Source organism: Xenophilus azovorans DSM 13620, assembly GCF_000745855.1.
GTDB lineage: Bacteria > Pseudomonadota > Gammaproteobacteria > Burkholderiales > Burkholderiaceae_C > Xenophilus > Xenophilus azovorans.
In genome coordinates this window covers 118,079-142,258 of the sequence record NZ_KN050768.1, presented here as the reverse complement: position 1 = coordinate 142,258, position 24,180 = coordinate 118,079, and the positions used below count along the sequence as shown (strand labels likewise).

The window sequence follows — 24,180 nt, the reverse complement described above, 5'->3', positions numbered from 1 at the left end:
CGTGCACCAGGTTGAGCACGCCGGCGGGGATGCCCGCCTCCAGCGCCAGCTCGCCCAGCCGGGCGGCCGTCAGGGGCGACAGCTCGCTCATCTTCAGCACCGCGGTGTTGCCGAAGGCCAGGCACGGAGCGACCTTCCAGGTGGCCGTCATGAAGGGCACGTTCCAGGGGCTGATGAGGGCGCACACGCCCACCGGGTGGAACAGGGTGTAGTTCAGGTGCGTGGGCGTGGGGTAGGTGTGGCCGTCCACGCGGGTGCACATCTCGGCGAAGTAGTAGAAGTTGTCGGCCGCGCGCGGCACGAGCTGCTTGCCGGTCTGGGCAATGACCTGGCCGCAGTCGTTGGTCTCGGTCCGGGCGATCTCGGGCACGTTCTTGGCGATCAGGTCGCCCAGCTTGCGGATGAGCCTGGCGCGCTCGGCGGCGGGGGTGCCTGCCCACTTGGGGAAGGCGGCCTTGGCGGCGGCGACGGCGGCATTCACCTCCGCCTGGCCGCCCGAGGCCACTTCCGCCAGCACCTCCTGCGTGGCGGGGTTGACGGTCTCGAAGTAGTCGTGGCCGGCGACGGGCTTGCCGTCGATCAGGTGGTCGATGCGCATTCAGCTTTCCTTGATGGATTCAGCGGCCGAAGACGGCATCGCTGACGATGGTGTTGACGAGGCGGCCGATACCGTCGATCTCGCAGATGACTTCGTCGCCCGGCTGCACGTCCACCACGCCTTCCGGCGTGCCGGTGAGGATGACGTCACCGGGGCTGAGCGTCATGAAGCTGCTCAGGTACTCGATGAGATACGGGATGTCGAAGACGAAGTCGCGCGTGTTGCCCTCCTGGGCCAGCTTGCCGTTGACCAGCGTCCGCAGCGGCAGATGCACGGTGTCGCCGACATCCGCGGCATCGACGAACCAGGGGCCGAGCACGGTTCCGCCATCGCGGTTCTTCACCCGCAGGTTGGGGCGGTACCAGTTCTCCAGGTAGTCGCGGATCGCGTAGTCGTTGGCGACCGTGTAGCCCGCCACATGGGCCATGGCATCGCGCCGGGCCACCTTGCGCGCCGGCTTGCCGATGACCACGGCCAGCTCGCACTCGTAGTGCATGAACGTGGCGTCCGCCGGCCGGCGTGTCTGGCCGCGGTGGCCGATGACCGAGCCGGGGCCCTTGAGGAACACGAGGGGCTCCTCCTGCGCACCGAAGGAAAGCTCCTTGGCGTGGTCGGCGTAGTTCAGCCCCAGGGCGATGATGGTTCCGACCTCGAAGGGCGGCAGCCAGACCACGGCGTCCTCGGCGATCACCCGGCCGTCGGAAAGCCGCAGCGAGTCGCCGTGCGGCGTGGCCTCGTGGATGCCGCCCGCGTAGGCCACCTTTGCCCGTCTCATGCCTTCTCCTTGGTCAGAACGTTCTCGAGGCGTCCCACGCCGTCGATCTCCACCGTGACGGTCTGGCCCGCCTTCGCCAGCGGCGCGCCATGGGGCACCCCGAGCATGAGCAGATCCCCCGGATGGAGCGTCATGAACTCGGTCACATCGGCCAGCAGCCGGGCCGCGGCGCGGCGCATCCCACCCGTCGAGGCGGACTGGGCGAGCACGCCGTCGATCAGGACCCGAAGCGGCAACGCGTCCGGATCGGCAATGCTCGCGGCAGGCACCACGGCCGGCCCGATCGAGCAGGAGCCGTCGAGCGCCTTGAAACGCACGGCCGGCCGATAGAAGCTTTCGTGCGGGATGCTGAAGTCGGCCACGACGACATAGCCGGCCAGGCAGGAAAGCGCTTCCGATTCCGCGACCCGGCAGGCCGTGCGTCCGATGACCAGGCCGAGCGAGGCCCCGGCCTGCAGCGCGGCGGCCGCATCGGGAACCTCGACGGCGTCGCCATCGCCGGCCAGCGTGTTGCGGGGCTTGACGTAGAGCACCGGCGCCTTGGGGGCGGCCTTGTACGGAGGCTGATGGACTGCGTCGCCGAGTGCGGCGAGGCTTTCGCTGCTGTTCAGCAGCGTTCCGTAGACCGTCCCGCTGAGCCGGTAGGGGGAGAAGTCGAATGCCAGGGTCTTCATCGTCATGTGTTCGAGGGGCCGGGCTGCGTGTCGTCGAAGCAGCCTCGCAGCCGGTCGACGAGCGCCGCCGGGTCCGCGGGAAGGCGGTCGCCGCGCCATGCCACATGCTGGTCGGGCCGCGACAGGAGCAGGGCGTGCCGATAGGCATCGGGCACATCCGCGGCCTGGACATCGAGCACGGCCAGCGGCATCCCCTTGGCGGCCGCCGCGTCCACCAGCGGGCGCACATCGGCGCCTCGGTCGAAGCGCAGCAGGGTGTATCCGGGGCCCATCGCGTCGTAGACGGAACGGCCGTCGTCCAGCCAGAAGTGGGGTGTCCGGCAGCCGGGCACGGTCGATGGCGTGAACTGATCCATGCTGTACGTCGGCGCCGCCTCGCCGTCGTAGGCGATGAGATGCGAGCCGTCGTAGAAGTAGCCGAAGTTCAGGCCGGCGCAGCAATACTGCTTGACGTTCAGGTCGTACAGCGTCTGCCCGGCCGCCTTGCGGGTCTTTTCGCCGGCCGGCCCCGGGTCCTCGATGCCGGGCGGAACGCCCTCGCGTTCCTTCTGGAGCGCGAGCGCATGGTTCATGGCGAACCTGGACACCTGTTCGGTGATGGGCAGCCGCTCTGCCTCATAGGCGGCCAGGATGCCCTCGGCACCCCAGCCGCTCAGGCGGGCGGCCAACTGCCAGGACAGGTTCATGGCGTCGGCGATGCCTGCATTCATGCCGTAGCCCGCCATCGGCACCCACAGGTGGGACGCATCGCCGCAGATGAAGACGCGGCGATCGCGGAACCTGTCGGCCACGAGGCGGCGGCCGATCCAGTCTTCCTTGGAGATGATCTCGTACTTGAAGTCGTCGCCGACGCCGAGGATGGTGCGGATCGCCCAGTCGCGGTCGACCGAGTCGAATTCCAGCTCGTCCGAACGCAGGTAGTTGTGCAGCAGGAAGGTCTCGCGGCCGTCGATGGCGTAGACATTCCCGCTGCGGCGCGGATTCAGCGAGAAGGTCGCCCATGCGGGTGCGTGCTTGGCCCGGGACAGAAGGTCGGGCGCACGAAAGTAGGTCGACTGCACGCGGCCCACGACGTCGGTGCCGGACAGCTTGGCGCCGATGGCCTTGCGCACGCCGGAGCGGCCTCCGTCGCAGCCGACCATGTACTGGCTGAACACCTGGACCTCCTCGCCGGTGTCCAGATGGACACCCCTGGCGCTCACGCCGCGCTCGTCCTGGGAGAACTCGTCGATCCGGGTGCGGCTGAGGATGGTCACACCCTTCGTCGCCTCCGCATGCTGGAACAGGACAGGCTCGAGGTAGATCTGGTTGATGCGGTGCGGAGGCTCCGCCGTCGGCCACCAGCCGTCGGGGCCGCTCTTGTCGCTGTAGCGGGTCTCGCGCGACGGGATGTGGATCCGGGAAAGCTCCTCGCCGGTGAAGGTCGTCCGGTACGACACGTCGTTGGCGTGGTCGCCGGGCAGGCCGGCCTCGCGCATGGCCTTCGAGATGCCCAGCCGGCGAAAGATCTCCATGGTGCGCGCCGACACATGGTTGCACTTGACGCTGGGCGGTTCGCCGCGGTGGCGGGTTTCCGCCACGAGCACGGAAATGCCGCGCTGGGCGAGATCGATGGCCAGCGTCAGGCCGACGGGCCCGGCGCCGACGATCAGCACTTGCGTCTCGATGTTCTTGCTCATGCTCTGTTTTCAGATGGGGTGTGGACGGGATGGCCTTCATTAAAGTCAAACCGTCGACGAAAGAAAAATCAATCTTTCAAGATCGATCCATAAGAACATCTGATTCGATGGCGCTGGCTTGCCCGCCCGGCGCGTGTGGCGCCAGGACCGGACAGGCAGATGCGGCCGCGCTAGGTCGCGGCGCCGTCGACCAGCTCCAGCATCTCCTCGCAGTGGACGAGTTCCTCGTCGCCGCTTTCGGGGTCGCGCAGCTGCAGCCAGATGCCGTCGCCGATGTTCTCGGTGACCTCGGCCACCGTGCCGTTCTTCAGGCGGACGCTCTGGCCGACCTGGATGTTCATCAGATTGAGCATGGTGCGTTCCTCTCAGAAGAAGATGCTGAGGTTCTTCGCCAGAAGCACGTTCTGGTGGATGCGGATCTCGCGCCGGCAGAGCTTCCAGCCGTCGGCGGTCCGGCGCATGCGGTCCTTGCGGTCGCCGACGAAGAAGTACTGCTCGTACTCGCAGCGGTTCTGATAGGTCAGGAACCGGCTGGACACGTCGACTTCGAGATCGCCGTCGTCGTTGGTCCGCATGGCGGTGAGCTGCACGTTGGTCACGAGCCGGCTCACGCGCGACAGCGGTTCTTCCGCCCAGTGCACGCCCGTGAGCACCTGCTCGGCGCGCTTGGTGAGGGTCCACTTGCCTTCGTTGAACCAGCTCATCTGCTTGTCGCGGGTCGTGAGCTCGCGGCGGTCGTGTTCGCCGAACTTCACGTTGTATTCCATGGGCATGAAGTACTCGAGGTCGTCGGCCAGCGTGTCCAGCCATGCCTTGAACTGCCGGTCGTCCAGCAGGTTGGCCTCGTCGTAGAGGAATTCCTCGATCTCGCGCTTGACTTCGTAGTACGTGGCATCGCGCGGGAGACGGGCGGTTTGCGCGGCTGCCGGTTCAGCGAGTTCGGACATGATTTCTCCAGGTAGGTGGGCTCAATGCGTGGGGGGAACGGGGCCGCCCTGGTGGGCGAAGCAGCCGACATCGATGACGGTCCCCGAGATGGCGGCGGCGTCGTCCGAAAGCAGGAAGGCGACGGCGTTGGCCAGGTCGCGGCCCGTTGCCGGCCGCCCGGCCGCCGTGCCCGGCGCCTGCCTGCTCTTGAAGGCCTCGAGGTCGCCGCCCATGCGGCCGACGCTCATGCCCGAGACGATGCCGCCGCCGCCCGGAATGGCGACGTTGACGCGCACGTGGTCATGGAAGTGGTCGTACGCCATGGCGGCGCTCAGGGCGACGATGGCGCCCTTGCTGGCGCTGTAGGCCGCCATGTTCGGCTTGCCCCAGCCGGCGCCAGAGCCGATGTTGACGATCGACCCGCCGCCGCCGCGGATCATGTGGGGCAGGGCGGCGCGCGACATCAGGTAGGTCCCCTTGAGGTTGACGTCGACGATGTGCTCGAAGGTCGGCTCGTCGGTCGTGAGGACCGTGCCCAGCGGGCCGATCGCGGCGTTGTTCACCAGGCCGTCGATCGCGCCGTACTTCCCGACGGTGTGATCGACGACGCGCTGGACATCGGCGGCGCTGGAGACGTCGGCCTCGAGGACGTCGGCCTTGCAGCCCGCGCCGTCCAGCGCCGCCATGAGGCTGTCGAAGCCCTGCGCGGTGCTGGACACCTGTGCCTGGGCGAGGCCGAAGGCCACGACCTGGTGCCCCCGCCGGGCCAGCTCGACGGTGATCGACTGGCCCAGCCCGAAGGTGCCGCCGGTGACGATGACGACGCCCATGCTCATTCGGCGAAGCTCGCCGGCTCCTTGTCCTTGCGGCCGAGCAGCGTGTCCCAGTCCGCGCCGTTCATGTAGTCGCGCCAGCGGCGGTAGTACTGGCGCGGGTTCTCTTCGCTGACCTGCAGGCTCACGTTGCCGGGGACCGGGCCGTTGGCCTCGACCTTGCCCAGCGACTGCGCGTAGTTGTAGGGATAGCGCTTGGCGATCACGCCGCGGCTGCCGGCGGTGGCGTAGTTCCAGTTCTCCATGTCGTCCTGCTCGGTCATGCCGGCCGGGCCGGAGTAGCGCATGTAGTAGTGGCGCAGGAAGTCCTTGACCTCCTGGGGTGCGTCCGCATCGACCAGGAAGAAGCGCCACGCCTCGGTGGACTCGGGGCCGTGCGGATGCCAGACGCACAGGTTGCGCGGCTGGGTACCGTGGAAGGAGACGTTCGGATAGATCGTGCCGACGAAGGGAACGAGCCGGTGCCGCTCGGCGCCCAGGCGCTCCTTGCGCTTGGCATGGGCCTCGCGGAAGTATTCGGCCACGACGGGGTTGTTCTGGTAGGTGTCCTGGAATTCCCAGGTCTCGGGCATGATGGCGCTGTGCACGCCGTGGCCGGCGGGGAAGTTCACCCACAGGTGCCTTGCCTTCTCCAGTTCGTTGTCGCGACGGCCCTTGGCACCGGCTTCGGCCGAGGGGCCGATGCCGATCAGGTCCACGGAGCGGTGGCTGACGTTGTGGTACGTGTCGCCCAGGAAGTTCTCGGCCGCGAACTTCCAGTTGCAGGGGATGATCCACTTGTGCACGCCGAAGAGGACTTCCGAGCCGCCTTCGCGGCCGTCGCGGCAGTCCAGCGCCAGGTCCAGGTGCGTCTTCGCGTCGCCGAGGTAGGTCAGCAGATCCGGCGCATCCTTGTCCCAGGTGGCCCAGACCGTGCCCTTGTAGATCTCCATCTTCGGCACTTCGATGAGCGACCATTCCTCCTTGTCCAGGCAGCCCTCGTAGAGGTTCTTGAACTGCGGCACGCCGAAGAGCTTGCCTTCGGTCGTGTAGCTCCAGCTGTGGTAGGGACAGGTGAAGAGGGTGGTGTTGCCGTGGTCGTACTGGCACACCTTCATGCCGCGGTGGCGGCACGAGTTGAGGAACACGTGGACCTTCTTCTTCTTGTCGCGCGCCAGGATGACCGACTCGGCGCCCATGCGGGAGGTGAAGAAATCGCCGGGGTTGGGAACCTGGCTCTCGTGGCCGACGAACAGCCAGGCGCGGGTGAAGACCTTCTCCAGTTCCTCCTGGAAGATCTCCTTGTCGGAAAAGATCTCGCGGCTGATCTCGCCCTTGCGCAGGTTGATCATCGCGTTGTAGCGGGATTCGGTGGTGATCGGGATCATGGGTTGCTTCGTTGGAGGTTGAACGAGGTGCGGGTGATCAGGCGAAGCGCTCGCACAGGACGTCCTGCCGGGGCAGGCCGGCCGTCTCGGCCGCCTTGCGCCCGGCTTCGACCATCGGCGGCGGACCGCACAGGTAGACGCGCGTGGTGGGCGCGAGCCCGAGGCCGGCGATCAGGTCGGTCGCGTAGCCGTGATGGCAGTCGCCGCTCGCCTCCTGTTCGACGGCCAGCTTCACCTGCACGTGGGGCAGGGCCTGGCGGAGGGACTCGAGTTCGTCGAGCGCGAAGAGGTGCCCCGGCGTGCGCGCGCCGATCAGCACGGTGGTCGGCTGGGCCCTGGCCTTCTCGCCCATGCTGCGAAGCATCGAGAGAAAGGGCGCCACGCCGGTGCCGCCCGCGACGAACAGCCGCGGGCGGTCCTCGTCGCGCAGGAAGAAGGTCCCGTGGGGCACGCTCAGCTCCACCTTGTCGCCTGCCTTGGCATCGGCCAGCCAGCCCGAGAAGGCGCCGTCCGGCACCAGCCGGACGAAGAACTCGAGGCGATCGCTGCCCGGCATGTTGGCCATGGAATACGAGCGGTGGAAGTCCGTGCCTTCGGGGTGGATGCGCACGTACTGGCCCGGCTCGAACTGGATGCCTTCGGGAACGGATATTTCCAGCAGCACGGTTTCGCTGGCCACCTGGTGCACGCCGACGACCTCACCCGGGATGGGGGGCGCCTCTTCGGACAGCGCTTCGGTGGATTCGTACGGGAACTCCACCGCGCACGCGCTCGTGACCCGGCACACGCAGGGCAGCACGGCACCCGCATCGCGGTCCTCGTCCGGCAGGACCGCGGCGTCGTAGTCCTCCATCTCGACCGTGCCGGACAGCAACTGGGCGGTGCAGGTGCCGCACTGGCCGTTCGAGCAGTCCGTCAGGAGATTCAGTCCGGCCTCGCTGGCAGCCTCGACGATCTTCCTGCCGCACGGCACATCCAGCCGGTGCGCGACGCCGTCGGAAAAGAGCAGCGTGACCGGGACGGTCGGACTCATGGTGGGGCTCCTTCTGTTTTGTCCATGTGTTGGACTTGAAATCCATTGTATGGACGATCGTTGATCGTAGTCAACGTGTACGTGTGGCGGACAATCCGGGAAACTGATTCCCTTTTCGAGGAGTGTTCGTGGCAACTGCGGAAAAGAACGAGAACGTGCGCGCCGTGGGGCGCGCCCTGGAGATCCTGCTGGCCTTCACCCCGCAGGACTTCGAGCTGTCTCCTTCGGAGCTGCTCAAGCGCGTCGACCTGTCCCGCCCGACGCTCTACCGCCTGCTCTACACCCTGGAAGAGCACGGCTTCCTGGTCTCCGTGGGCGAGCCGCAGCGCTTCCGGCTGGGCCCGTCCGTGGCGCGGATGGCCCATGTCTGGACGTCGAGCCTGGACCTGGCCGCCGTCGCGGATCCCGTGCTGCGGCGCATCTGGCAGGCGACGGGCGAGACCGTGGCGATGTTCCTGCCGCAGCGCGAGCTGCGCCTGTGCGTGGCGGAGCTTCCGAGCCCGCAGCCGCTGAACTTCAAGCGGGGCGTCGGCTACACCGAGCGCATCGTGCGCGGCGCCACGGGCCGCGCGATCCTGGCGTACATGAACGCGAGCGCGGACGAGTTGCGCGCCTACGCCCAGGGCACGGGCATCAACCCCAAGGAACTCGAGGCGGACCTGGCCCAGACCCGCAAGCGGGGGTGGGCCAGCAGCCACAGCGAACTCATCTCCGGCGCGGTCGGCGTGGCGGTCCCGTTCTTCGATCGGCACGGCGCCGTGGCCGGATCCATCGGCGTGTTCGGCCCCGAGGTCCGGCTCAACGGGCAGCGGCTCAAGCAGATCACCAGGCTGCTGCAGGAGGAGGGGGGCAGCCTTTCCGCGATGCTGGGCTTCGGCAGCGGGGATACGCGGACGCCGTAGGCTGCGTGTCCGCATGACGAACTCCATGATCAGAATTTGACGCCCGTCAACGCTTGTCCATAAAATGGACTAGCAATCCGTCTCATGGACTTGAGCGGATCGTGTCGCCCCACTGATCCCTAGGAGACTCCGTCATGCAAAAGTCACCGGCAGGCCCGCGCAGGGCTGCCCTGCGTGCCATCAGCGCCGCCATCGCCACCACCGCCCTTTTCCTGGCAGCGCCCTTCGCGGCTGCGCAGGACTATCCGGACAAGGCCGTCAAGGTCGTCGTGGGGTTCGCTCCGGGCGGCACCAACGACATCCTGGCCCGCCTGCTGGCGGCGAAGCTGCAGGACAAGCTCAAGCAGACCTTCATCGTCGACAACAAGCCGGGCGCGAACTCGGCGATCGGAAACGACTTCGTGGCCAAGGCCGCGCCCGACGGCTACACGCTGCTCGTTTCCTCGAGCGGCGGGCTGACGACCAATCCGGTCCTGATGAAGAGCCTGTCGTACGACCCGGTCAAGGACTACGAGCCCATCGCGCTGCTCGGGTCGTTCCCGCTGGTCGTGACGGTCTCCTCCTCGCTGCCGGTGAAGGACTTCGCCGAACTGGTCCAGTACTCGAAGAAGACGAAGGACGGAAAGCTGGACAACGGGACGCCCACGACGTCCTTCGTCCTGGTGGCGGAGACCATCTCGGCCACCGCGGGCGTGAAGTTCAACCACATCCTCTATCGCGGCTCCGGCCCGGTGGTCGCCGCCGTGCTCGGCGGCGAGATCCAGACGGGTGTGCTGGACAGCCCGGCGGTGATCCCGCAGATCAAGGGCGGCAAGCTCAAGGGCCTCGCGGTCACGACCGCGAAGCGCTCTGCCGCGCTGCCGGACGTGCCGACCATCGCGGAGCTGGGCTACCCGGGCTACGACGCTCCGATCTGGACGGCGCTCATGGCGCCCAAGGGCACGCCCGCGCCGGTGCTGGCCCGGCTGCGCACCGCCGTCGGCGAGATCCTTCAGGACAAGGACATGGTCGAGAAGATGCACGCGCTGGGCATGGACCCGGGCGACGTGGACTCCGCCGCACTGGCGAAGCGCATTGCCGGCGACATCGTTCGCTGGAAGAAGGTTGCCAAGGACGCCAACCTTCAGCCCGAGTAGGCCGCCGGACGCCCGTTCGAGACACGGGCGGACCCGGCGTCGAACGCCACCCATCGAGCAACAACGGCGCACACGCCGGACCGGAGACAAGATGAACCGACGAAACATGATGAACGCCATGGTCGCGTGCCCGGGCGCCGCGGCCCTGGTCGGCGGCCTGAGCGCCTGTGCGACACCCAGCGGCCAGGGAGCCGGCACGGCCGGCGATGGCGTTCCGTTCTTTCTCTACGACTCGTTCACCACATCGCCGTTCTCGGGCAACCCGGCGCCGGTGGTCGTCCTCGACGCCTGGCTGCCGGTCCCGCTGATGCAGGCCTTCGCCACGGAGATGAACCAGTCCGAAGTCGCCTTCGTGCTGAAGGGGCCCGCCGGCTGGCAGATCCGCTGGTTCACGCCGGCCAAGGAGGTGCCGCTGAACGGCCATGCCACCCTTTCGGCGGCCGCGCTCATCTTCGAGAAGTACGAGCCCTCGGCCAGGGAACTGGTGTTCCAGACCACCAGCAGCGGCCCGCTCGGCGTGTCCCGCAACGGAACCAGCTATCTGATGGACTTTCCCCGGGACGATGACCCCGTGCGGGTGGCCGACATTCCCGCGGAGATCGAGGCCGACCTGGGCGTGCGGCCCGCCGAGTTCTGGGTCAACAAGCGCAACGTCCTGGTGTTCAGGAATGCCGAGGAGGTCAGGGCCATCCGCTCCAGGCTGACCAAGAGCACGGCCTGGGCCAAGGGAAAGCACGTGATGGTGACCGCCCCCGGCACGGGCGACGTGGACTACGTGCTGCGCTACTTCGCGCCGTTGCTCGACATCCCCGAAGACCCGGTCACCGGCGTCGTGCATTGCACGCTGGCGCCTTTCTGGGCCCGGCGGCTTGGCAAGAACAGCTTCAAGGTCCGCCAGCTGTCGGCTCGCGGCGGCGATGTCGCAACGGGTGTGCAGGCCAACGGCCGCGTGCTCATCGGCGGCCCCTGCGTGCGGTACGCGGAGGGCCGGCTGCACATCGCTCAAGCGATGGGTCGAGACCGCTAGCGGGTGGCGGCCCGGGCCGGCCGCCGGTCAGCCCAGGCGGCCGAGCAGCAGGAACTCCATCAGCGCCTTCTGCGCGTGCATGCGGTTCTCGGCCTCGTCCCACACCACCGACTGCGGGCCGTCGATGACCTCGGCGGTCACCTCCTCGCCGCGATGGGCGGGCAGGCAGTGCATGAACAGCGCGTCCGGCTTGGCCACGGCCATCATGGCCTCGTCCACGCACCAGTCGGCGAAGGCCTTGCGGCGGGCCTCGTTCTCGGCCTCGTAGCCCATGCTGGTCCACACGTCGGTGGTCACCAGGTCGGCGCCGCGGCAGGCGTCCATCGGGTCCTTGAAGACCTTGTAGCTGTCGGTGCCGCGGATGCCGGCCACGTCCTGGTCTACCTCGTAGCCGGTGGGGGTGCTCACGTGGACCGTGAAGCCCAGGATCTCGGCCGCCTGCAGCCAGGTGTTGGCCATGTTGTTGCCGTCGCCCACCCAGGCGACGGTCTTGCCCTGGATCGAGCCGCGGTGCTCGATGAAGGTGAACAGGTCCGCCAGGATCTGGCAGGGATGGAACTCGTTGGTCAGGCCGTTGATGACGGGCACGCGCGAGTGCGCCGCGAAGCGCTCGATCTTTTCCTGCTCGAAGGTGCGGATCATCACCAGGTCGACCATGCGGCTGATGACCTTGGCGCTGTCCTCGATCGGCTCGGCGCGGCCGAGCTGGCTGTCGCCGGTGGTCAGGTGCACCACGCCGCCGCCGAGCTGGTACATGCCGGCCTCGAAGCTCACGCGGGTGCGGGTGCTGGCCTTCTCGAAGATCATCGCCAGCGTGCGGTCGGTCAGCGGCTGGTGCTTCTCGTAGGCCTTGAATTTCCCCTTGATGATCGCAGCGCGCTCGAACAGGTAGGCGTATTCGTCGGCCGTGAAGTCGCTGAACTGGAGGTAGTGGCGGATCGCGAGGGCACTCATGCGTCTATTGTGCCGGCTCGGCCAGGAAGGCCTTCACGATGGGCGCGAGGAGGGCGACGATCTCGTCCGCCTCCGCGACGGTGAGGATCAGCGGCGGCACGAGGCGGATGACGCTGTCGGCCGTCACCGAGAAGAGCAGGCCCGCCTCGCAGGCGCGGCCCAGCAGCACGCCGCAGGGGCGGTCCAGCTCGATGCCCAGCATCAGCCCCTGGCCGCGCACTTCCTTCACACCGGCGACGCCCTCGAAGGCCGCCTGCAGCGCGCCCTTGAGGTGCGCGCCGACCTTCGCGGCGTTGTCCAGCAGGCCGTCCTTCTCCATGATGCGCAGGGTCTCGATGCCTGCCCGCATGGCCAGCGGGTTGCCGCCGAAGGTGGTGCCGTGGTTGCCCGGCTGGAAGAGGTCGGCGGCCTTCGGGCCGGCCAGCACGGCGCCCACCGGCACGCCCGAGCCCAGGCCCTTGGCCAGCGACATCACGTCCGGCACGATGCCCGCCCACTGGTGGGCGAACCACTTGCCGGTGCGGCCGATGCCGGTCTGGATCTCGTCGATCATCATCAGCCAGTCGTTGGCGTCGCACAGGGCGCGCACCTGCTTGAGGTAGTCCGCGCGCATCTCGTGGATGCCGCCTTCGCCCTGGATGGTCTCGAGCATCACGGCCACCACGTTCGGGTTGCCTTCGGTGGCCTGCTTCAGCGCATCGACGTCGTTGAGCGGCACGCGGATGAAGCCTTCCAGCAGCGGGCCGAAGCCGGCCTGGATCTTCGGGTTGCCGGTGGCCGACAGGGTGGCGATGCTGCGGCCGTGGAAGGCGTGCTCGTAGACCACGATCTGCGGCTTCTCGATGCCCTTGCCGTGGCCGAACTTGCGCGCCAGCTTGATGGCGGCCTCGTTGGCTTCCAGGCCGGTGCAGCAGAAGAAGGCGTTGGTCATGCCGGCCAGCGCGGTCAGCCTGGCCGCCAGCGTCTCCTGCCCGGGCACGTGGTAGTAGTTGGAGCTGTGGATGATCCTGCCCAGTTGCTCGGCCAGCGCCGGCACCAGTTCGGGGTGGTTGTGGCCCAGGGTGTTCACGGCGATGCCGCCCAGGCCGTCGAGGTAGGCCTTGCCATTCGTGTCCCACACGCGGCAGCCCTGGCCGCGCTCCAGCGCGATCGGCAGCCGGCCGTAGGTGTTCATCACGTGGGGCGAGGTGGGTTCGGTGGCGCTCATCGGCTCTCCGGGGGCGGTTGGGAGGTGGAAGGGAAGCGGGATTCTAGGCAGCGGCCTGCGGCCGTTCGTTGACGATTCCTCATCACAGCCATGCCCGCGGCACGGTACGTGCAAGGGGGTCCCGGTAGAATCTTGTGCGCCGCAGCATCCGTGCGCCGCCTGCTCCCCATGGCCACCCCTCCCGCCAAAGAATTCTTCATCCAGGGCATCACCCACGATGGCCGCACCTTCCGGCCGAGCGACTGGGCCGAGCGCCTGGCCGGGGTGATGTGCCAGTTCCGCCCCGGCGGGGCCGTGCCGGGCAGCCACCTGAACTACTCGCCCTGGTGCGTGCCCACGGTCATCGGCGGCGTCAAGTGCGTGGTCGTGCACATCGACCTGCGGGAGGCCGAGCCGATGGCCTGGGATTTCGTCATGAACTTCGCCCGTGACAACGACCTGCAGGTGGCCGAGGCCTGCCTGGTGCCAGAGGACAAGCCCGCCAGGCGCTGAAGCCCCATCGAACGCCCATGAAAAATGGCCCCTCGGTCAACCGCTTCGCGCTTGCCCGATCCCCCAAGGGGATGCTTTTTCATCTTGGGGCGGCCCGCCCATGAAAAAACCGCCCGAAGGCGGTTTTCTTTTTTCTTTGCTGCAGCGCACCCGATCAAACGGCGGATCGCACGGTCGGCGATCCGGGCTGACCTGAAGACGTCAGGCGGCGGCGGTGGCCAGGGCTTTCACCTTGGCGGCCAGGCGGCTCTTGTCGCGAGCGGCCTTGTTCTTGTGGAAGATGCCCTTGTCGGCGATCGTGTCGATCACGCTCTGGGCCTTGGCGAACAGCTCGGTGGCCTTGGTCTTGTCGCCGGTGGCGACGGCCTTGTCCACGTTCTTCACCGCGGTGCGGTACTTGGAGCGCAGCGAGCTGTTGGCGGCATTGATGTGGGTGTCCTGGCGGACGCGCTTGCGGCCCGACGCGAGGCGCGGGTTCTTCTTCTTGGGCTTGGCGGATGCCATGGTTGGGGTTCCTTAAAGGGTCTGTGGATGTTGCAGCAAAGCCCGCCATTATATGCCGGCCCGGCCGGGGAGGCAATTGGCCCGGGTAAAAGAAAGGCGCCCGGCCCCTACACTTGCGCGCCGTGTCGCTGTTCCGCTCCGCCTCCACCGTCTCGCTGCTCACGCTGGCCTCGCGCGTCACGGGCCTGATCCGCGACGTGCTGATGAGCTCGGTGTTCGGCGTCAGCGCGCTGACCGACGCCTTCTACGTCGCCTTCCGCATTCCCAACCTGTTCCGCCGGGTGTTCGGCGAGGGCGCCTTCAGCCAGGCCTTCGTGCCGGTGCTGGCCGCCCACCGCACCGAGCATGGAGAGGCAGGCGCCAGGCAACTGATCGACCACGTCGCCACCCTGCTGCTGTGGGCGCTGGTGCTGCTGTGCGTGGCCGGCGTCGTCGGCGCGCCGCTGATGGTGTGGGCGATGGCCAGCGGGCTGGAGGGCAAGGCCGGCGCCTTCGACGCGGCGGTGCTGATGACGCGCTGGATGTTCCCCTACATCGGCTTCATGTCGCTGGTGGCGCTGGCCGGGGGCATCCTCAACACCTGGAAGAAGTTCGCGGTGCCGGCCGCCTCGCCGGTGCTGCTCAACATCGCGCTGATCGCCTCCATCGTCGTCGGCGCGCCGCTGTTCCGCCGCTGGGGCATCGAGCCGATCTATGCCCAGTGCGTGGGCGTGATGGTGGGCGGCGTGCTGCAGCTGGCGATCCAGCTTCCCGCGCTGCGGCGCCTGGGCCTGCTGCCGCGGGTGGGCGCCGGCGCGGCCGCGCTGCGCACGGCCTGGGCCGACCCGGCCACGCGCAAGGTGGTGAAGCTGATGCTGCCCGCGCTGCTGGGGGTGAGCGTGGCGCAGCTGTCGTTGCTCATCAACACGCAGATCGCCTCGCACCTGGCGGCCGGCAGCGTGACCTGGGTGACCAATGCCGACAGGCTGATGGAGTTCCCCACCGCCATGCTGGGCGTGGCGCTGGGCGTGGTGCTGATGCCGCAGCTGGCGGCCGCGCGCGCCGCGCAGGACGACGCGCGCTACTCCGCCATGCTCGACTGGGGCCTGCGGCTGGTGGTGCTGCTGGCGGTGCCCTGCGCCGTGGCGCTGCTGCTGTTCTCGCGCCCGCTGGTGGCGGTGCTGTTCCACAACGGCGCCTTCAGCGCGCTGGACGTGCAGCGCACCACGGCGGCCCTGTCGGGCTACGGCGTGGGGCTGCTGGGCATCGTCGCCATCAAGGTGCTGGCGCCGGGCTACTACGCCCGCCACGACATGAAGACGCCGATGCTCATCGCGGTGGGCGTGCTGGTGTTCACGCAACTGCTCAACCTGCTGTTCGTGCCGCTGCTGCAGCACGCGGCGCTGACGCTGACCATCGCCATCGGCGCCATGGTCAACGCGCTGTGGCTGCTGGTCGGGCTGATCCGCCGCGGCAGCTACCGGCCGCTGCCGGGCTGGGGCCGCTTCGCGCTGCAGGTGCTGCTGGCCTCGGCGGTCATGGCGGTGCTGCTGTGGTGGGGCGACCGCCATGTCGACTGGGTGGCGCTGCGCGCGCAGCGGCTGCTGCGCATCGGCCTGCTGGCCGGCTTTGTCGCCGCCGCCGCGGCCGTCTACTTCGCGGTGCTGGCGCTGGCCGGCGTCCGGCTGCGCAGCCTCATGAGGCGCTGATGTCCATGGGGGCGGCGCGTCTTGACGCTGCCCCGGCGCCTCCACTACAAAGACCCATGCCCCTGAGCTTCGAGCCACCCTCGCCGCTGGCTTACTTCGCCACCCTCGTGCAGAGCGACGAGCAGTTCCCCCTGCTCGAAGCGGCCGCCAGCCTCGCCCAGGACGAGTACCCCGACCTGGACGTGCAGCAGGTGCTGGGCGACGTGGACCAGCTCCTGGCCCGCCTGCGCCGCCGCCTGCCGGCCGATGCCGCGCCGCTGGCGCGCCTGCGGGCGCTGAACCAGTTCTTCTTCCACGACCTGAACTTCGGCGGCAACGTCAACGACTACTACGACCCGGACAACAGCTACCTGAACGCGGTGCTGCGCACGCGGCGCGGCATCCCGATCTCGCTGGCGGTGCTGTGGATCGAGCTGGCGCAGGGGCTGAACCTGCATGCGCGCGGCATCGGCTTCCCGGGGCATTTCATGCTCAAGGTCTCGCTGCCCAAGGGGCAGGTGGTGATCGATCCGTTCACCGGCCGCTCGCTCTCGCGCGAGGAGCTGTCGGAGCGGCTGGAGCCCTACAAGCGCAGCAACGGGCTGGTCGGCGAGTTCGACGTGCCGCTGGGCCTGTACCTGCAGCCCGCCTCGCCGCGCGAGATCGTGGCGCGCATGCTGCGCAACCTCAAGGAGATCCACCGCAGCCAGGAGGACTGGATGCGCCTGATCGCCGTGCAGGACCGCCTGATCGTGCTGCTGCCCGAGGCCTGGGGCGAATGGCGCGACCGCGGCCTGGCCCACGCGGAGCAGGGCCACCCCCGGCAGGCGGTGGACGACCTGGAGGTCTACCTGGCGCACGCCGAGGACGCGCTGGACGTGGATGCCGTCGCCGAGCGCGTGGCCGCGCTGCGCCGCGCTCTGAACTGAGGCCGCGGCCATGGACCATCCCGCCGCCGCCTCGCCCGACCTGGGCACGCTGCACCAGTTCCACGGCGTGCAGCCGGTGCTGCCGGTGTCCGACGTGACCCGCGCGGCGCGCTGGTTCCGCGACGTGCTGGGCTTCGAGCTGGACTTCGTCGCCGGCGAGCCGCCGAGCTATGCGCGGGTGAAAAGCGACCCCTCGGGCAACCGCTTTGCGCTTGCCCGATCCCCCAAGGGGGATGCTTTTTCATCTTGGGGCGGCCCGGCGATGAAAAAGGGCGACCGGACGTACGGCGACCCGGTCTACATCCGCCTGTGGCAGCACAGCGGCCGCGAGGCCAGCCCCTGGCGCGGCGAGATCGTGATCCACGTCGGCCACGACATCGACGGGCTGCATGCCGCCTATGTGAAGCGCGGCGTGGACGTCATCGAGCCGCCGCAGTCCCAGCCCTGGGGCCTGCGCGAGTTCGCCATCCGCGAGCCCGACGGCCACATCCTGCGCTTCTGCGGATATCTTTGACCACCCCCAGCCTGCGCGGACTTCGTTCCGCTCCGGCAACCCCCTGCAAGGGGGCACATCCTGCGGCCCGGCAGAGCCGGTTCCGCGGATGTTCACGCATGGCCTGCTCCGCGGCCTTCCGATCGGCCCTGCCGACGTTGGGGCGCATGACATGGCTTAGATTCGGCGGATGGCTTCCCGACCGCGCCCGCGCAACGGTGCCCTGGCCGACGAGCGCGCGGCGGGGCAGACGGCGCTGCTCGTCATCGACATGATCAGCGTCTGGGACTTCCCCGATGCCGCCCGGCTGCTGCCCCACGCGGCGCGCATCGCGCCGGCGGTGGCGCGGCTGCGGCGCCGCTGCCTGGCGGCGGGCGTGCCGGTGATCTACGCGAACGACCACCGCGGCCGCTGGCGCTCGGACTTCCCCGCACTGGTGCAGCAGGCCCTGGCGGCCGGCGGCGAGGGCGCACGCATCGCCGGGCTGCTGGCGCCGGGCGAGCAGGACTACTTCGTCCTCAAGCCGCAGCAGTCGGCCTTCCACGCGACGCCGCTGGCGCTGCTGCTGCAGCACCTGCAGGTGCGCCGCCTCCTGCTGGCCGGCGTGGCGAGCGACCAGTGCATCCTGGCGACCGCCATCGCGGCCCGCATGCGCGACTTGGAGGTGATCGTGCCGCGCGACTGCACCGCCACGCAGACCGCACGGCGCCAGGCCATGGTGCTGGCGCAGTTCGACACCGTGTTCAAGCTATCCACCACGCCCGGCCCGCGCATCCGCCTGGCCGGCGCGTCCTCCCGAGGAACCCGCCCGTGACGCACGACCTGCCTTTCTCCAACCCCTACCGCCACGGCTTCGCCCGGGCGGCGGTGGCGGTGCCCCGCAACCGCGTGGCGGACCCCGCCTTCAATGCCGCCGAGACGGTGCGCCTGTACCGCGAGGCGGCGGCGCAGGGGGCCATGGTGGTGGCGTTCCCGGAACTGGGCCTGTCGGCCTACACCTGCGACGACCTGTTCCACCAGTCCACCCTGCTGGACGCCTGCGAGGCGGCGCTGGCGCAGGTGGTGGAGACATCGCGCGAGCTGGGCTGCGTGGCCATCGTCGGCCTGCCGCTGCGCGTGGACCACCTGCTGTTCAACTGCGCCGCGATCGTGGCCGGCGGGCGCATCCTGGGCGTGCAGCCCAAGACCTACCTGCCCAACTACGCCGAGTTCTACGAGGCGCGGCAGTTCGCCGGCGGCGATGCGGCGCGCTCGACCGAGATCGCGCTGTGCGGGCAGGAGGGCGTGCCCTTCGGCAGCCGGATCGTGTTCCGCTCGCGGCAGATGCCGCTCTTGGCGCTGCACTGCGAGATCTGCGAGGACGTGTGGGTGCCCGTGCCGCCGTCCAGCCATGCGGCGCTGGCCGGCGCGACGGTGCTGGTGAACCTGTCGGCCTCCAACATCACCATCGGCAAGTCGGCCTACCGGCACCAGCTCGTGGCCCTGCAGTCGGCGCGCTGCCAGGCGGCCTACCTGTACTCGTCGGCCGGCATCGGCGAATCGACCACCGACCTGGCCTGGGACGGCCAGGCCCTGATCTACGAGGCGGGCGAGATGCTGGCCGAGAGCGAGCGCTTCTCGAATGCCTCGCACATCGTCTACGCCGACGTCGACCTGGAGCGCGTGTCGCGCGAGCGCATGCGGCAGAACAGCTTCGGCACCTCGATGCAGCGCCACCAGGCGCAGTTGGCGGATTGGCGCACCGTGGCCTTCGACCTGGCGCCGCCGGCGCAGGCGCAGGGCCTGAGGCGGGCGGTGGAGCGCTTCCCCTACGTGCCCGCCGACCCGGCCACGCTGGACGAGCGCTGCTACGAGGTGTTCAACATCCAGGTGCAGTCGCTGGTGCAGCGGCTGGAGGCGGCGCGCATCGGCAAGGTGGTGATCGGCGTCTCGGGCGGACTGGACTCGACCCATGCGCTCTTGGTGCTGGCGCAGGCGATGGACCGGCTCGGCCGGCCGCGCAGCGACATCCTGGCCTACACCATGCCCGGCTTCGCCACCACCGGCCGCACCCTGCAGCAGGCCCATGCGCTGATGAAGGCGGTGGGCTGCAGCGCGCAGGAGATCGACATCCGCCCGAGCTGCCGCCAGATGCTGGCCGACCTGGACCATCCCTTCGCGCGCGGCGAGGCGGTGTACGACATCACCTTCGAGAACGTGCAGGCCGGCGAGCGCACCAGCCACCTGTTCCGCCTGGCCAACCTGCACGGCGCCATCGTCGCCGGCACGGGCGACCTGAGCGAGCTGGCGCTGGGCTGGTGCACCTACGGCGTGGGCGACCACATGTCGCACTACAACGTGAACGCCAGCGTGCCCAAGACGCTGATCAAGCACCTGGTGCACTGGGTCGCCGACAAGAACCTGCTGGGCGAGGAGGGCAGCCGCGTGCTGCGCGCCATCGTCGCCACCGAGGTCAGCCCCGAGCTGGTGCCGGGGCAGGAAGGGGCGGAGCAGCCGGGCCAGCGCACCGAGGACACGGTTGGCCCGTACGAGCTGCAGGACTTCCACCTCTACTACACGGTGCGCTACGGCTTCGCACCGAGCAAGGTGGCCTTTCTCGCGCATGCGGCATGGCACGACCGCGCGCAGGGCCGCTGGCCGCCCACGCTGGAAGGCGCGCGCAACCAGTACACGCTGGCCGAGATCAAGAAGCACCTGGGCACCTTCCTGTGGCGCTTCTTCCAGATCAGCCAGTTCAAGCGAAGCTGCGTCCCCAATGCGCCCAAGGTGGGCTCGGGCGGTTCGCTCTCGCCGCGCGGCGACTGGCGCGCGCCGAGCGACTCGGAGTCGCGGGCGTGGCTGGAGGAGCTGAAGAGCGTGCCGGACGAGATCGGCTGACGCGCGCCGCGCGGCTGCGGCTCAGCGCGCGGGCCGACGCACCAGCTCGTCCAGCAGGGCGGTGTACTGGGCCACCAGGCCCGGCGAATCCGGCAGGAAGCGCCCGATCCGCTCGCGCTGGCGCTGCAGGTAGCCGGCGGCGTCCGCCGCATGGCCCGCCATGGCTTCGCGCAGCCGGCGCGCGCCCGCCTGCACGTCGTTGCCGGCGTAGTAGTAGCCCAGCTCCGGCACCAGGTGCGCGTTGTGCACCAGCGGGTAGCCCTGCCAGCAGGCTTCCAGGTAGAAGTAGTTGAGCGGGTTCTCCCACTGGTGAGAGATCACCGCGTCGGTGTTCGTCGAGAGGAAGGTCGGCGTGTCGTGCCGATCGAGGAACACCGCCTTGTGCTGGCGCACGATGTCGAGCTGGTTCATCAGCGTGATGAACTCCATCGACTCGGTGGCGATGCGCTGCGCGTTGGTCACCTGCAGAAGTTCCACCGCGGCCGGGTCGGCCCGGAAGGCCTCTTCCGCGATCAGGATCGGGTAGAGGCAGAACTTCACGACGTTGATGTTCGGCTCCATCACCGACAGGCGCCACGGCGTGCCCGCCGGCCGTGCCCGCCAGCGCCCGCCTTCGGGCAGCGCGGCGGCGCGCTGCTCCACGAAGACCGGACTCCACACGAAGGGCACGGCGCGCGCCTGCTGTCGGCGCAGCACCTCGAAGTAGGAGCGGCTGATGCGGTCCACCTGCGGGACCATCCAGATGTCGTCGTAGTGCTGGTTGACGAACAGGTTCTGCCCCCACAGCGGGCGGCCGAACAGGACCGACTCCATCGCATGCACGTACTCGAAGCCGCAGCAGTACGACACCAGCCGCGCGCCGCGCTGCTTGAGGTGCTCGGTCTGCGCCGCGTCGATCTGGCCGCCCAGTTCGATCAGTACGTCCAGCTCGTCCTTGGCGTCGGCGAAGCTGCGAGTGGGCCAGCGCGCCTGGTCCCAGGGCAGGGCGGGCGTGATCGGGACCGCAGTGGTGTTGACCAGCGCCACCGAGGCGACGTTGGGGCAGTGCCGCAGCGCCTCGGCGAGGAACACGGCGTTCTGCTTGATGCCGTTGTTCCAGAGGGTCTCGGCCGCATGGTGCAGGCCGATGGTGATGCCTACCCGCACGCCGGCCTTGTTGCTCATGAATGGCATCTCGGTATGGATGAACGGCGCCTGCAGCAGCACCGCCTCAGGAAATTAGAACTAAACAACTCATTGGCCCCGATGACCTTCAGAGCGCGGGTCGCTGTTTGTCGCTGGTCTTAGTACTTGAGGAGGAATTTGTCAGAATTTGTGGCATTTCGTTAACAAAGCACGCTTCGATGCAACAGGGTTGGTTAACAATTTAGTACGTAATCAGAGGTAGGGCGTTCACAAAAGTAAGCGCTCCTCTCCCTTCATTCGTCATTTTGATGGGTGCTTCCCGGCCCGGCGCTATACCGAACTGTTGCACATATGAACAAGTCTTATCGATCGATCTGGAACGAGGCCTTGGGTGCCTGGGTGGCAGCGTCCGAACTCGCGACGACCCGAGGCAAGTCGTCCGGATCGCGGCTTTCCGCCATCACCGCTGCAGCCTACGTCGCATTCGCGGTGTTTACGCTCAGCCCTGTTGCGCACGCGAACATCCTGTCGATAAGCGGGGCGTGCAACGGCCCTGCCGGCACCGGTCCGGATGGCGTGACCAGCTATCCGGCAGGAGCAAGCGTGCCTTCGACCGACGGGAGTGGCACGTACTCCGTGGTGGGGGGGTGTTCCGCTCGCGGCGCGGGCTATCTGGGGGTCACCATCTTTGGCGCGTACTCGCAAGCTGGCGGGGATGGTGCCGTCACCCTCGGCATGGGGACGCTGGCCAACAAGTGGGCCACTGCACTGGGACTGCAGGCCAACGCGAACGGTACCGGCAGCGTTGCGCTGGGCTTCAATGCGCAGGCTACGCAGGACAACGCCGTGGCGATTGGGGGCGCCGCGGCTGCGGGAGCGGCGTCGGCAATCGCGCTGGGCGCCAATGCGGTGGCCTCTTCTGCAGCGACCAGTGGCGTGGCCATCGGCAGTGGCTCGCGAGCCAGTGCAAAGAACACGGTGGCGCTCGGGAATCAGGCCACTGCATCGCTTGGAGATGCCATTGCCATCGGGTCGGGAGCCACGGCAACGAGCGTGGGATCCACCAATCTGGCCATCGGCAGGGGCGCAAGGGCCGCAGGCATCAACGCTGGCCTGGGCGATTCCACCGCCCTTGGTACGAACGCTCAAGCCATAGGGCAGGATTCGACGGCGGTGGGTGGGCAAACCACCGCCAGCGGAACGAATACTCTGGCGATCGGCAACAACGGGACTACGGCATCTGCGACCGGGGCGACCGCTTTTGGCGTCAATGCTCAGGCCACCAGTCAGTACGCCCTGGCGGCAGGCAACAACACGATGGCGTCGGCTGCAGGAGCGATCGCCATTGGCACCAATGCGGCTGGGGCGTCCAAGTCCAGCGCAGCGGATGGCATTGCCATCGGAGGACAGTCGTCGGTCGTGAGTGGCGCCACATCGGGTATTGCGGTCGGCCGAGGCGCTATCGTCAATGGCGCTTACGGCATCGCCCAGGGCGATGCCGTGGTGAGCGGAGCCACGGGGCGCAACGTGGCCATCGGCTCCGACGGCACCACGGCCAACGCGGGATCTGCCGCCGGCGGCGCCGTGGCCATCGGGCGTGGCCAGAGCGCGACCGGCAATGGCGCGGTCGCCATCGGCAATGGAAACAATGCGATTGGTATCGGTGCGCTTGCCTTGGGCGCTAACAGCACGGCGACCGGCAACAGTGCTATCGCCTTTGGCGACGGCGCCAACGCGCAGGGTCTCGCGGCTGTGGCTGCCGGCAACAACACGGTGGCTGCGCAGCAGGCAGTGGCCATCGGCAACCTGGCGCAGGCCTCGACCGTGTTCAACGTCGCGATCGGCGACAGCGCCCTGGCGATAGGCCAGCAGGCGACGGCGCTGGGGGCCAATGCGGTAGCGTCGTTCAGCGGTACCACAGCCCTGGGCACCTTCGCCGAGGCGACCGGCCAGAACGCGACTGCCATCGGGGCGGGAGCGGCCGCGGCTGGGAAGGATTCGGTCGCGATCGGCCTCGATTCAATCGCCTCATACGTCGGTGCTGTGGCCATCGGGAGTGGGTCGGTAACCGGCGCTTCCGCGCCCGCGAAGGCAGCTTTCCTGACCGGCCAGACGGCCAATGGCGGTGAGGTTTCCGTTGGGGGTGGTGCTGCGGCCACGAACCGCCGCATCACCAACATGGCGGATGGTGCCGAGCTGACCGACGGCGTGACGGTGGCGCAATTGAGCACCACGGCGTCGAGCCTGTCCACGGGCATCGGCAGCCTGTCGACGAGCCTGAGCACGACCGACGGCCACCTGACCAGCCTGTCGACCTCGACCTCGACGGGCATCAGCAGTCTCTCGACGGGCCTGAGCACCACCGGCAGCAACCTGGCGACGGCAGCCCAGGGCGCCGTCAGCGGCCTGGGCGGCGGCGCAGCCTACGACCCGGTCACGGGCCAGTGGACCGCTCCGTCCTACACCGTCTACAACAACAACGGCACGACGAGCGCAATCAACAACGTCGGTGATGTGATCAACCACATCAACAGCCAGGGCATCAAGTACTTCCACGCCAACTCGACGAAGGCGGACTCGCAGGCGCTGGGTGAGGATTCGGTGGCGATCGGCCCCAATGCCGTGGCGTCGGAGGACAACTCCGTCTCGCTGGGTGCGGAGGCCGTCACGACCGGCACGACCGCGGTGCCCAGCGCCACGGTCGGGACCATGACCTTCGGGCCGTTCGCGGGCGACAGCCCGGTGGGCGAGGTGAGCGTGGGAAGCGCGGGCGCCGAGCGCCAGATCACCCACCTGGCCGCCGGCCGGATCACCGCGGACAGCACCGATGCGATCAATGGCAGCCAGCTCTATCGCGTGGCCGAGCAACTGGATACGGCAACGAGTGCCATCACTTCGCTGTCGACCTCGACTTCCACGGGGCTGAGCAGCCTGTCCACGGGCCTGAGCACGACCGACAGCAATCTGACGAGCCTGTCGAC

General features: G+C 68.5%; 23 protein-coding genes. 10 read left to right on the top strand and 13 right to left on the bottom strand.

The window, feature by feature from the left end; translation table 11 throughout:
- From Q392_RS30620 to Q392_RS30580, 9 genes are all read right to left on the bottom strand, one after another.
- The coding region (locus Q392_RS30620; RefSeq protein WP_038218365.1) for an aldehyde dehydrogenase family protein at window positions 1-598 on the bottom strand (598 nt) is incomplete at its 3' end.
- A gap of 19 nt (window positions 599-617) precedes the next feature.
- Window positions 618-1,373, bottom strand: coding sequence for a fumarylacetoacetate hydrolase family protein (locus Q392_RS30615; RefSeq protein WP_038218363.1), 756 nt, complete (start codon window positions 1,371-1,373; stop codon window positions 618-620).
- The gene (locus Q392_RS30610; RefSeq protein WP_038218361.1) at window positions 1,370-2,053 is read right to left on the bottom strand and encodes a fumarylacetoacetate hydrolase family protein; all 684 of its coding nucleotides are present in this window, start codon (window positions 2,051-2,053) and stop codon (window positions 1,370-1,372) included. The genes Q392_RS30615 and Q392_RS30610 overlap by 4 nt, the downstream gene beginning before the upstream one ends.
- Entirely contained in the window at window positions 2,050-3,726 is a 1,677-nt protein-coding gene (locus Q392_RS30605) for an FAD-dependent oxidoreductase (protein WP_051954120.1), read from the bottom strand. The genes Q392_RS30610 and Q392_RS30605 overlap by 4 nt, the downstream gene beginning before the upstream one ends.
- Before the next feature lie 170 nt (window positions 3,727-3,896).
- Window positions 3,897-4,079 (bottom strand): hypothetical protein, encoded by a 183-nt coding sequence (locus Q392_RS30600; RefSeq protein WP_038218359.1) that lies wholly within the window; start codon window positions 4,077-4,079, stop codon window positions 3,897-3,899.
- A gap of 12 nt (window positions 4,080-4,091) precedes the next feature.
- Window positions 4,092-4,673, bottom strand: coding sequence for a 3-phenylpropionate/cinnamic acid dioxygenase subunit beta (locus Q392_RS30595; protein WP_038218357.1), 582 nt, complete (start codon window positions 4,671-4,673; stop codon window positions 4,092-4,094).
- A 21-nt stretch (window positions 4,674-4,694) separates the two neighbouring features.
- Window positions 4,695-5,489: an SDR family NAD(P)-dependent oxidoreductase gene (locus Q392_RS30590; protein ID WP_051954119.1), complete on the bottom strand. Its 795-nt coding sequence runs from the start codon at window positions 5,487-5,489 to the stop codon at window positions 4,695-4,697.
- The gene (locus Q392_RS30585) at window positions 5,486-6,853 is read right to left on the bottom strand and encodes an aromatic ring-hydroxylating oxygenase subunit alpha (RefSeq protein ID WP_038218354.1); all 1,368 of its coding nucleotides are present in this window, start codon (window positions 6,851-6,853) and stop codon (window positions 5,486-5,488) included. The genes Q392_RS30590 and Q392_RS30585 overlap by 4 nt, the downstream gene beginning before the upstream one ends.
- A gap of 37 nt (window positions 6,854-6,890) precedes the next feature.
- Window positions 6,891-7,886 carry a 2Fe-2S iron-sulfur cluster-binding protein gene (locus tag Q392_RS30580; protein WP_038218352.1) on the bottom strand — a complete coding sequence of 332 codons (996 nt, stop codon included), beginning with the start codon at window positions 7,884-7,886 and terminating at the stop codon, window positions 6,891-6,893.
- A gap of 128 nt (window positions 7,887-8,014) precedes the next feature.
- On the opposite strand from Q392_RS30580, the gene Q392_RS30575 reads away from it, so the two are divergent.
- The 3 genes from Q392_RS30575 (at window position 8,015) to Q392_RS30565 (ending at window position 10,951) form a co-directional block, all read left to right on the top strand.
- Complete coding sequence (locus Q392_RS30575) at window positions 8,015-8,788, top strand: IclR family transcriptional regulator (RefSeq protein WP_038218422.1); 774 nt, start codon at window positions 8,015-8,017, stop codon at window positions 8,786-8,788.
- A gap of 134 nt (window positions 8,789-8,922) precedes the next feature.
- Complete coding sequence (locus Q392_RS30570) at window positions 8,923-9,924, top strand: Bug family tripartite tricarboxylate transporter substrate binding protein (RefSeq protein ID WP_038218349.1); 1,002 nt, start codon at window positions 8,923-8,925, stop codon at window positions 9,922-9,924.
- Between the two features lie 91 nt (window positions 9,925-10,015).
- A complete protein-coding gene (locus Q392_RS30565) occupies window positions 10,016-10,951 on the top strand; it encodes a PhzF family phenazine biosynthesis protein (protein ID WP_084217503.1) in 936 nt (311 codons plus the stop codon).
- A 27-nt stretch (window positions 10,952-10,978) separates the two neighbouring features.
- Here Q392_RS30565 and argF read toward each other — a convergent pair whose 3' ends face one another.
- Window positions 10,979-11,905 carry an ornithine carbamoyltransferase gene (gene argF / locus Q392_RS30560; protein ID WP_038218348.1) on the bottom strand — a complete coding sequence of 309 codons (927 nt, stop codon included), beginning with the start codon at window positions 11,903-11,905 and terminating at the stop codon, window positions 10,979-10,981.
- Window positions 11,906-11,909: 4 nt separating this feature from the next.
- On the bottom strand, window positions 11,910-13,112 hold the full coding sequence (locus Q392_RS30555) for an aspartate aminotransferase family protein (RefSeq protein ID WP_038218346.1): 1,203 nt from the start codon (window positions 13,110-13,112) through the stop codon (window positions 11,910-11,912).
- 168 nt (window positions 13,113-13,280) lie between these two features.
- Here Q392_RS30555 and Q392_RS30550 point away from each other — a divergent pair, with 168 nt between their 5' ends.
- Window positions 13,281-13,604 (top strand): DUF3579 domain-containing protein, encoded by a 324-nt coding sequence (locus Q392_RS30550; RefSeq protein WP_038218418.1) that lies wholly within the window; start codon window positions 13,281-13,283, stop codon window positions 13,602-13,604.
- A gap of 201 nt (window positions 13,605-13,805) precedes the next feature.
- Here the strand turns inward: Q392_RS30550 and rpsT are convergent, their stop codons facing one another.
- Window positions 13,806-14,108 (bottom strand): 30S ribosomal protein S20, encoded by a 303-nt coding sequence (gene rpsT / locus Q392_RS30545; RefSeq protein WP_038218344.1) that lies wholly within the window; start codon window positions 14,106-14,108, stop codon window positions 13,806-13,808.
- A 122-nt stretch (window positions 14,109-14,230) separates the two neighbouring features.
- Here rpsT and murJ point away from each other — a divergent pair, with 122 nt between their 5' ends.
- From murJ to Q392_RS30520, 5 genes are all read left to right on the top strand, one after another.
- Entirely contained in the window at window positions 14,231-15,796 is a 1,566-nt protein-coding gene (gene murJ / locus Q392_RS30540) for a murein biosynthesis integral membrane protein MurJ (RefSeq protein ID WP_038218416.1), read from the top strand.
- Window positions 15,797-15,852: 56 nt separating this feature from the next.
- Window positions 15,853-16,704, top strand: a complete 852-nt coding sequence (locus tag Q392_RS30535; RefSeq protein ID WP_038218343.1) for a SirB1 family protein — start codon at window positions 15,853-15,855, stop codon at window positions 16,702-16,704.
- A gap of 10 nt (window positions 16,705-16,714) precedes the next feature.
- Complete coding sequence (locus tag Q392_RS30530) at window positions 16,715-17,218, top strand: bleomycin resistance protein (RefSeq protein ID WP_038218341.1); 504 nt, start codon at window positions 16,715-16,717, stop codon at window positions 17,216-17,218.
- Window positions 17,219-17,387: 169 nt separating this feature from the next.
- The gene (locus tag Q392_RS30525) at window positions 17,388-18,011 is read left to right on the top strand and encodes a cysteine hydrolase family protein (RefSeq protein ID WP_038218339.1); all 624 of its coding nucleotides are present in this window, start codon (window positions 17,388-17,390) and stop codon (window positions 18,009-18,011) included.
- On the top strand, window positions 18,008-20,074 hold the full coding sequence (locus Q392_RS30520) for an NAD(+) synthase (protein WP_245610867.1): 2,067 nt from the start codon (window positions 18,008-18,010) through the stop codon (window positions 20,072-20,074). The genes Q392_RS30525 and Q392_RS30520 overlap by 4 nt, the downstream gene beginning before the upstream one ends.
- Window positions 20,075-20,095: 21 nt before the next feature.
- Here Q392_RS30520 and Q392_RS30515 read toward each other — a convergent pair whose 3' ends face one another.
- Entirely contained in the window at window positions 20,096-21,238 is a 1,143-nt protein-coding gene (locus Q392_RS30515; protein ID WP_038218405.1) for a DUF2827 domain-containing protein, read from the bottom strand.
- A gap of 312 nt (window positions 21,239-21,550) precedes the next feature.
- Between Q392_RS30515 and Q392_RS33590 the strand changes: the two genes are divergently transcribed.
- Window positions 21,551-24,180 (top strand): ESPR-type extended signal peptide-containing protein (locus Q392_RS33590; protein ID WP_281173484.1); only part of this gene is annotated, 2,630 nt, incomplete at its 3' end.

Bases quoted from the DNA above. Each gene is read 5' to 3' on its own strand.
- Q392_RS30565 (WP_084217503.1), top strand. From the start codon at position 10,016: ATGAACCGACGAAACATGATGAACGCCATGGTCGCGTGCCCGGGCGCC.
- argF (WP_038218348.1), bottom strand. From the start codon at position 11,905: ATGAGTGCCCTCGCGATCCGCCACTACCTCCAGTTCAGCGACTTCACG.
- Q392_RS30585 (WP_038218354.1), bottom strand. From the start codon at position 6,853: ATGATCCCGATCACCACCGAATCCCGCTACAACGCGATGATCAACCTG.
- rpsT (WP_038218344.1), bottom strand. From the start codon at position 14,108: ATGGCATCCGCCAAGCCCAAGAAGAAGAACCCGCGCCTCGCGTCGGGC.
- Q392_RS30580 (WP_038218352.1), bottom strand. From the start codon at position 7,886: ATGAGTCCGACCGTCCCGGTCACGCTGCTCTTTTCCGACGGCGTCGCG.
- Q392_RS30525 (WP_038218339.1), top strand. From the start codon at position 17,388: ATGGCTTCCCGACCGCGCCCGCGCAACGGTGCCCTGGCCGACGAGCGC.
- Q392_RS30535 (WP_038218343.1), top strand. From the start codon at position 15,853: ATGCCCCTGAGCTTCGAGCCACCCTCGCCGCTGGCTTACTTCGCCACC.
- Q392_RS30595 (WP_038218357.1), bottom strand. From the start codon at position 4,673: ATGTCCGAACTCGCTGAACCGGCAGCCGCGCAAACCGCCCGTCTCCCG.
- Q392_RS30555 (WP_038218346.1), bottom strand. From the start codon at position 13,112: ATGAGCGCCACCGAACCCACCTCGCCCCACGTGATGAACACCTACGGC.
- Q392_RS30570 (WP_038218349.1), top strand. From the start codon at position 8,923: ATGCAAAAGTCACCGGCAGGCCCGCGCAGGGCTGCCCTGCGTGCCATC.
- Q392_RS30605 (WP_051954120.1), bottom strand. From the start codon at position 3,726: ATGAGCAAGAACATCGAGACGCAAGTGCTGATCGTCGGCGCCGGGCCC.
- Q392_RS30550 (WP_038218418.1), top strand. From the start codon at position 13,281: ATGGCCACCCCTCCCGCCAAAGAATTCTTCATCCAGGGCATCACCCAC.
- Q392_RS30515 (WP_038218405.1), bottom strand. From the start codon at position 21,238: ATGAGCAACAAGGCCGGCGTGCGGGTAGGCATCACCATCGGCCTGCAC.
- Q392_RS30610 (WP_038218361.1), bottom strand. From the start codon at position 2,053: ATGACGATGAAGACCCTGGCATTCGACTTCTCCCCCTACCGGCTCAGC.
- Q392_RS30530 (WP_038218341.1), top strand. From the start codon at position 16,715: ATGGACCATCCCGCCGCCGCCTCGCCCGACCTGGGCACGCTGCACCAG.
- Q392_RS30600 (WP_038218359.1), bottom strand. From the start codon at position 4,079: ATGCTCAATCTGATGAACATCCAGGTCGGCCAGAGCGTCCGCCTGAAG.
- Q392_RS30590 (WP_051954119.1), bottom strand. From the start codon at position 5,489: ATGAGCATGGGCGTCGTCATCGTCACCGGCGGCACCTTCGGGCTGGGC.
- Q392_RS30615 (WP_038218363.1), bottom strand. From the start codon at position 1,373: ATGAGACGGGCAAAGGTGGCCTACGCGGGCGGCATCCACGAGGCCACG.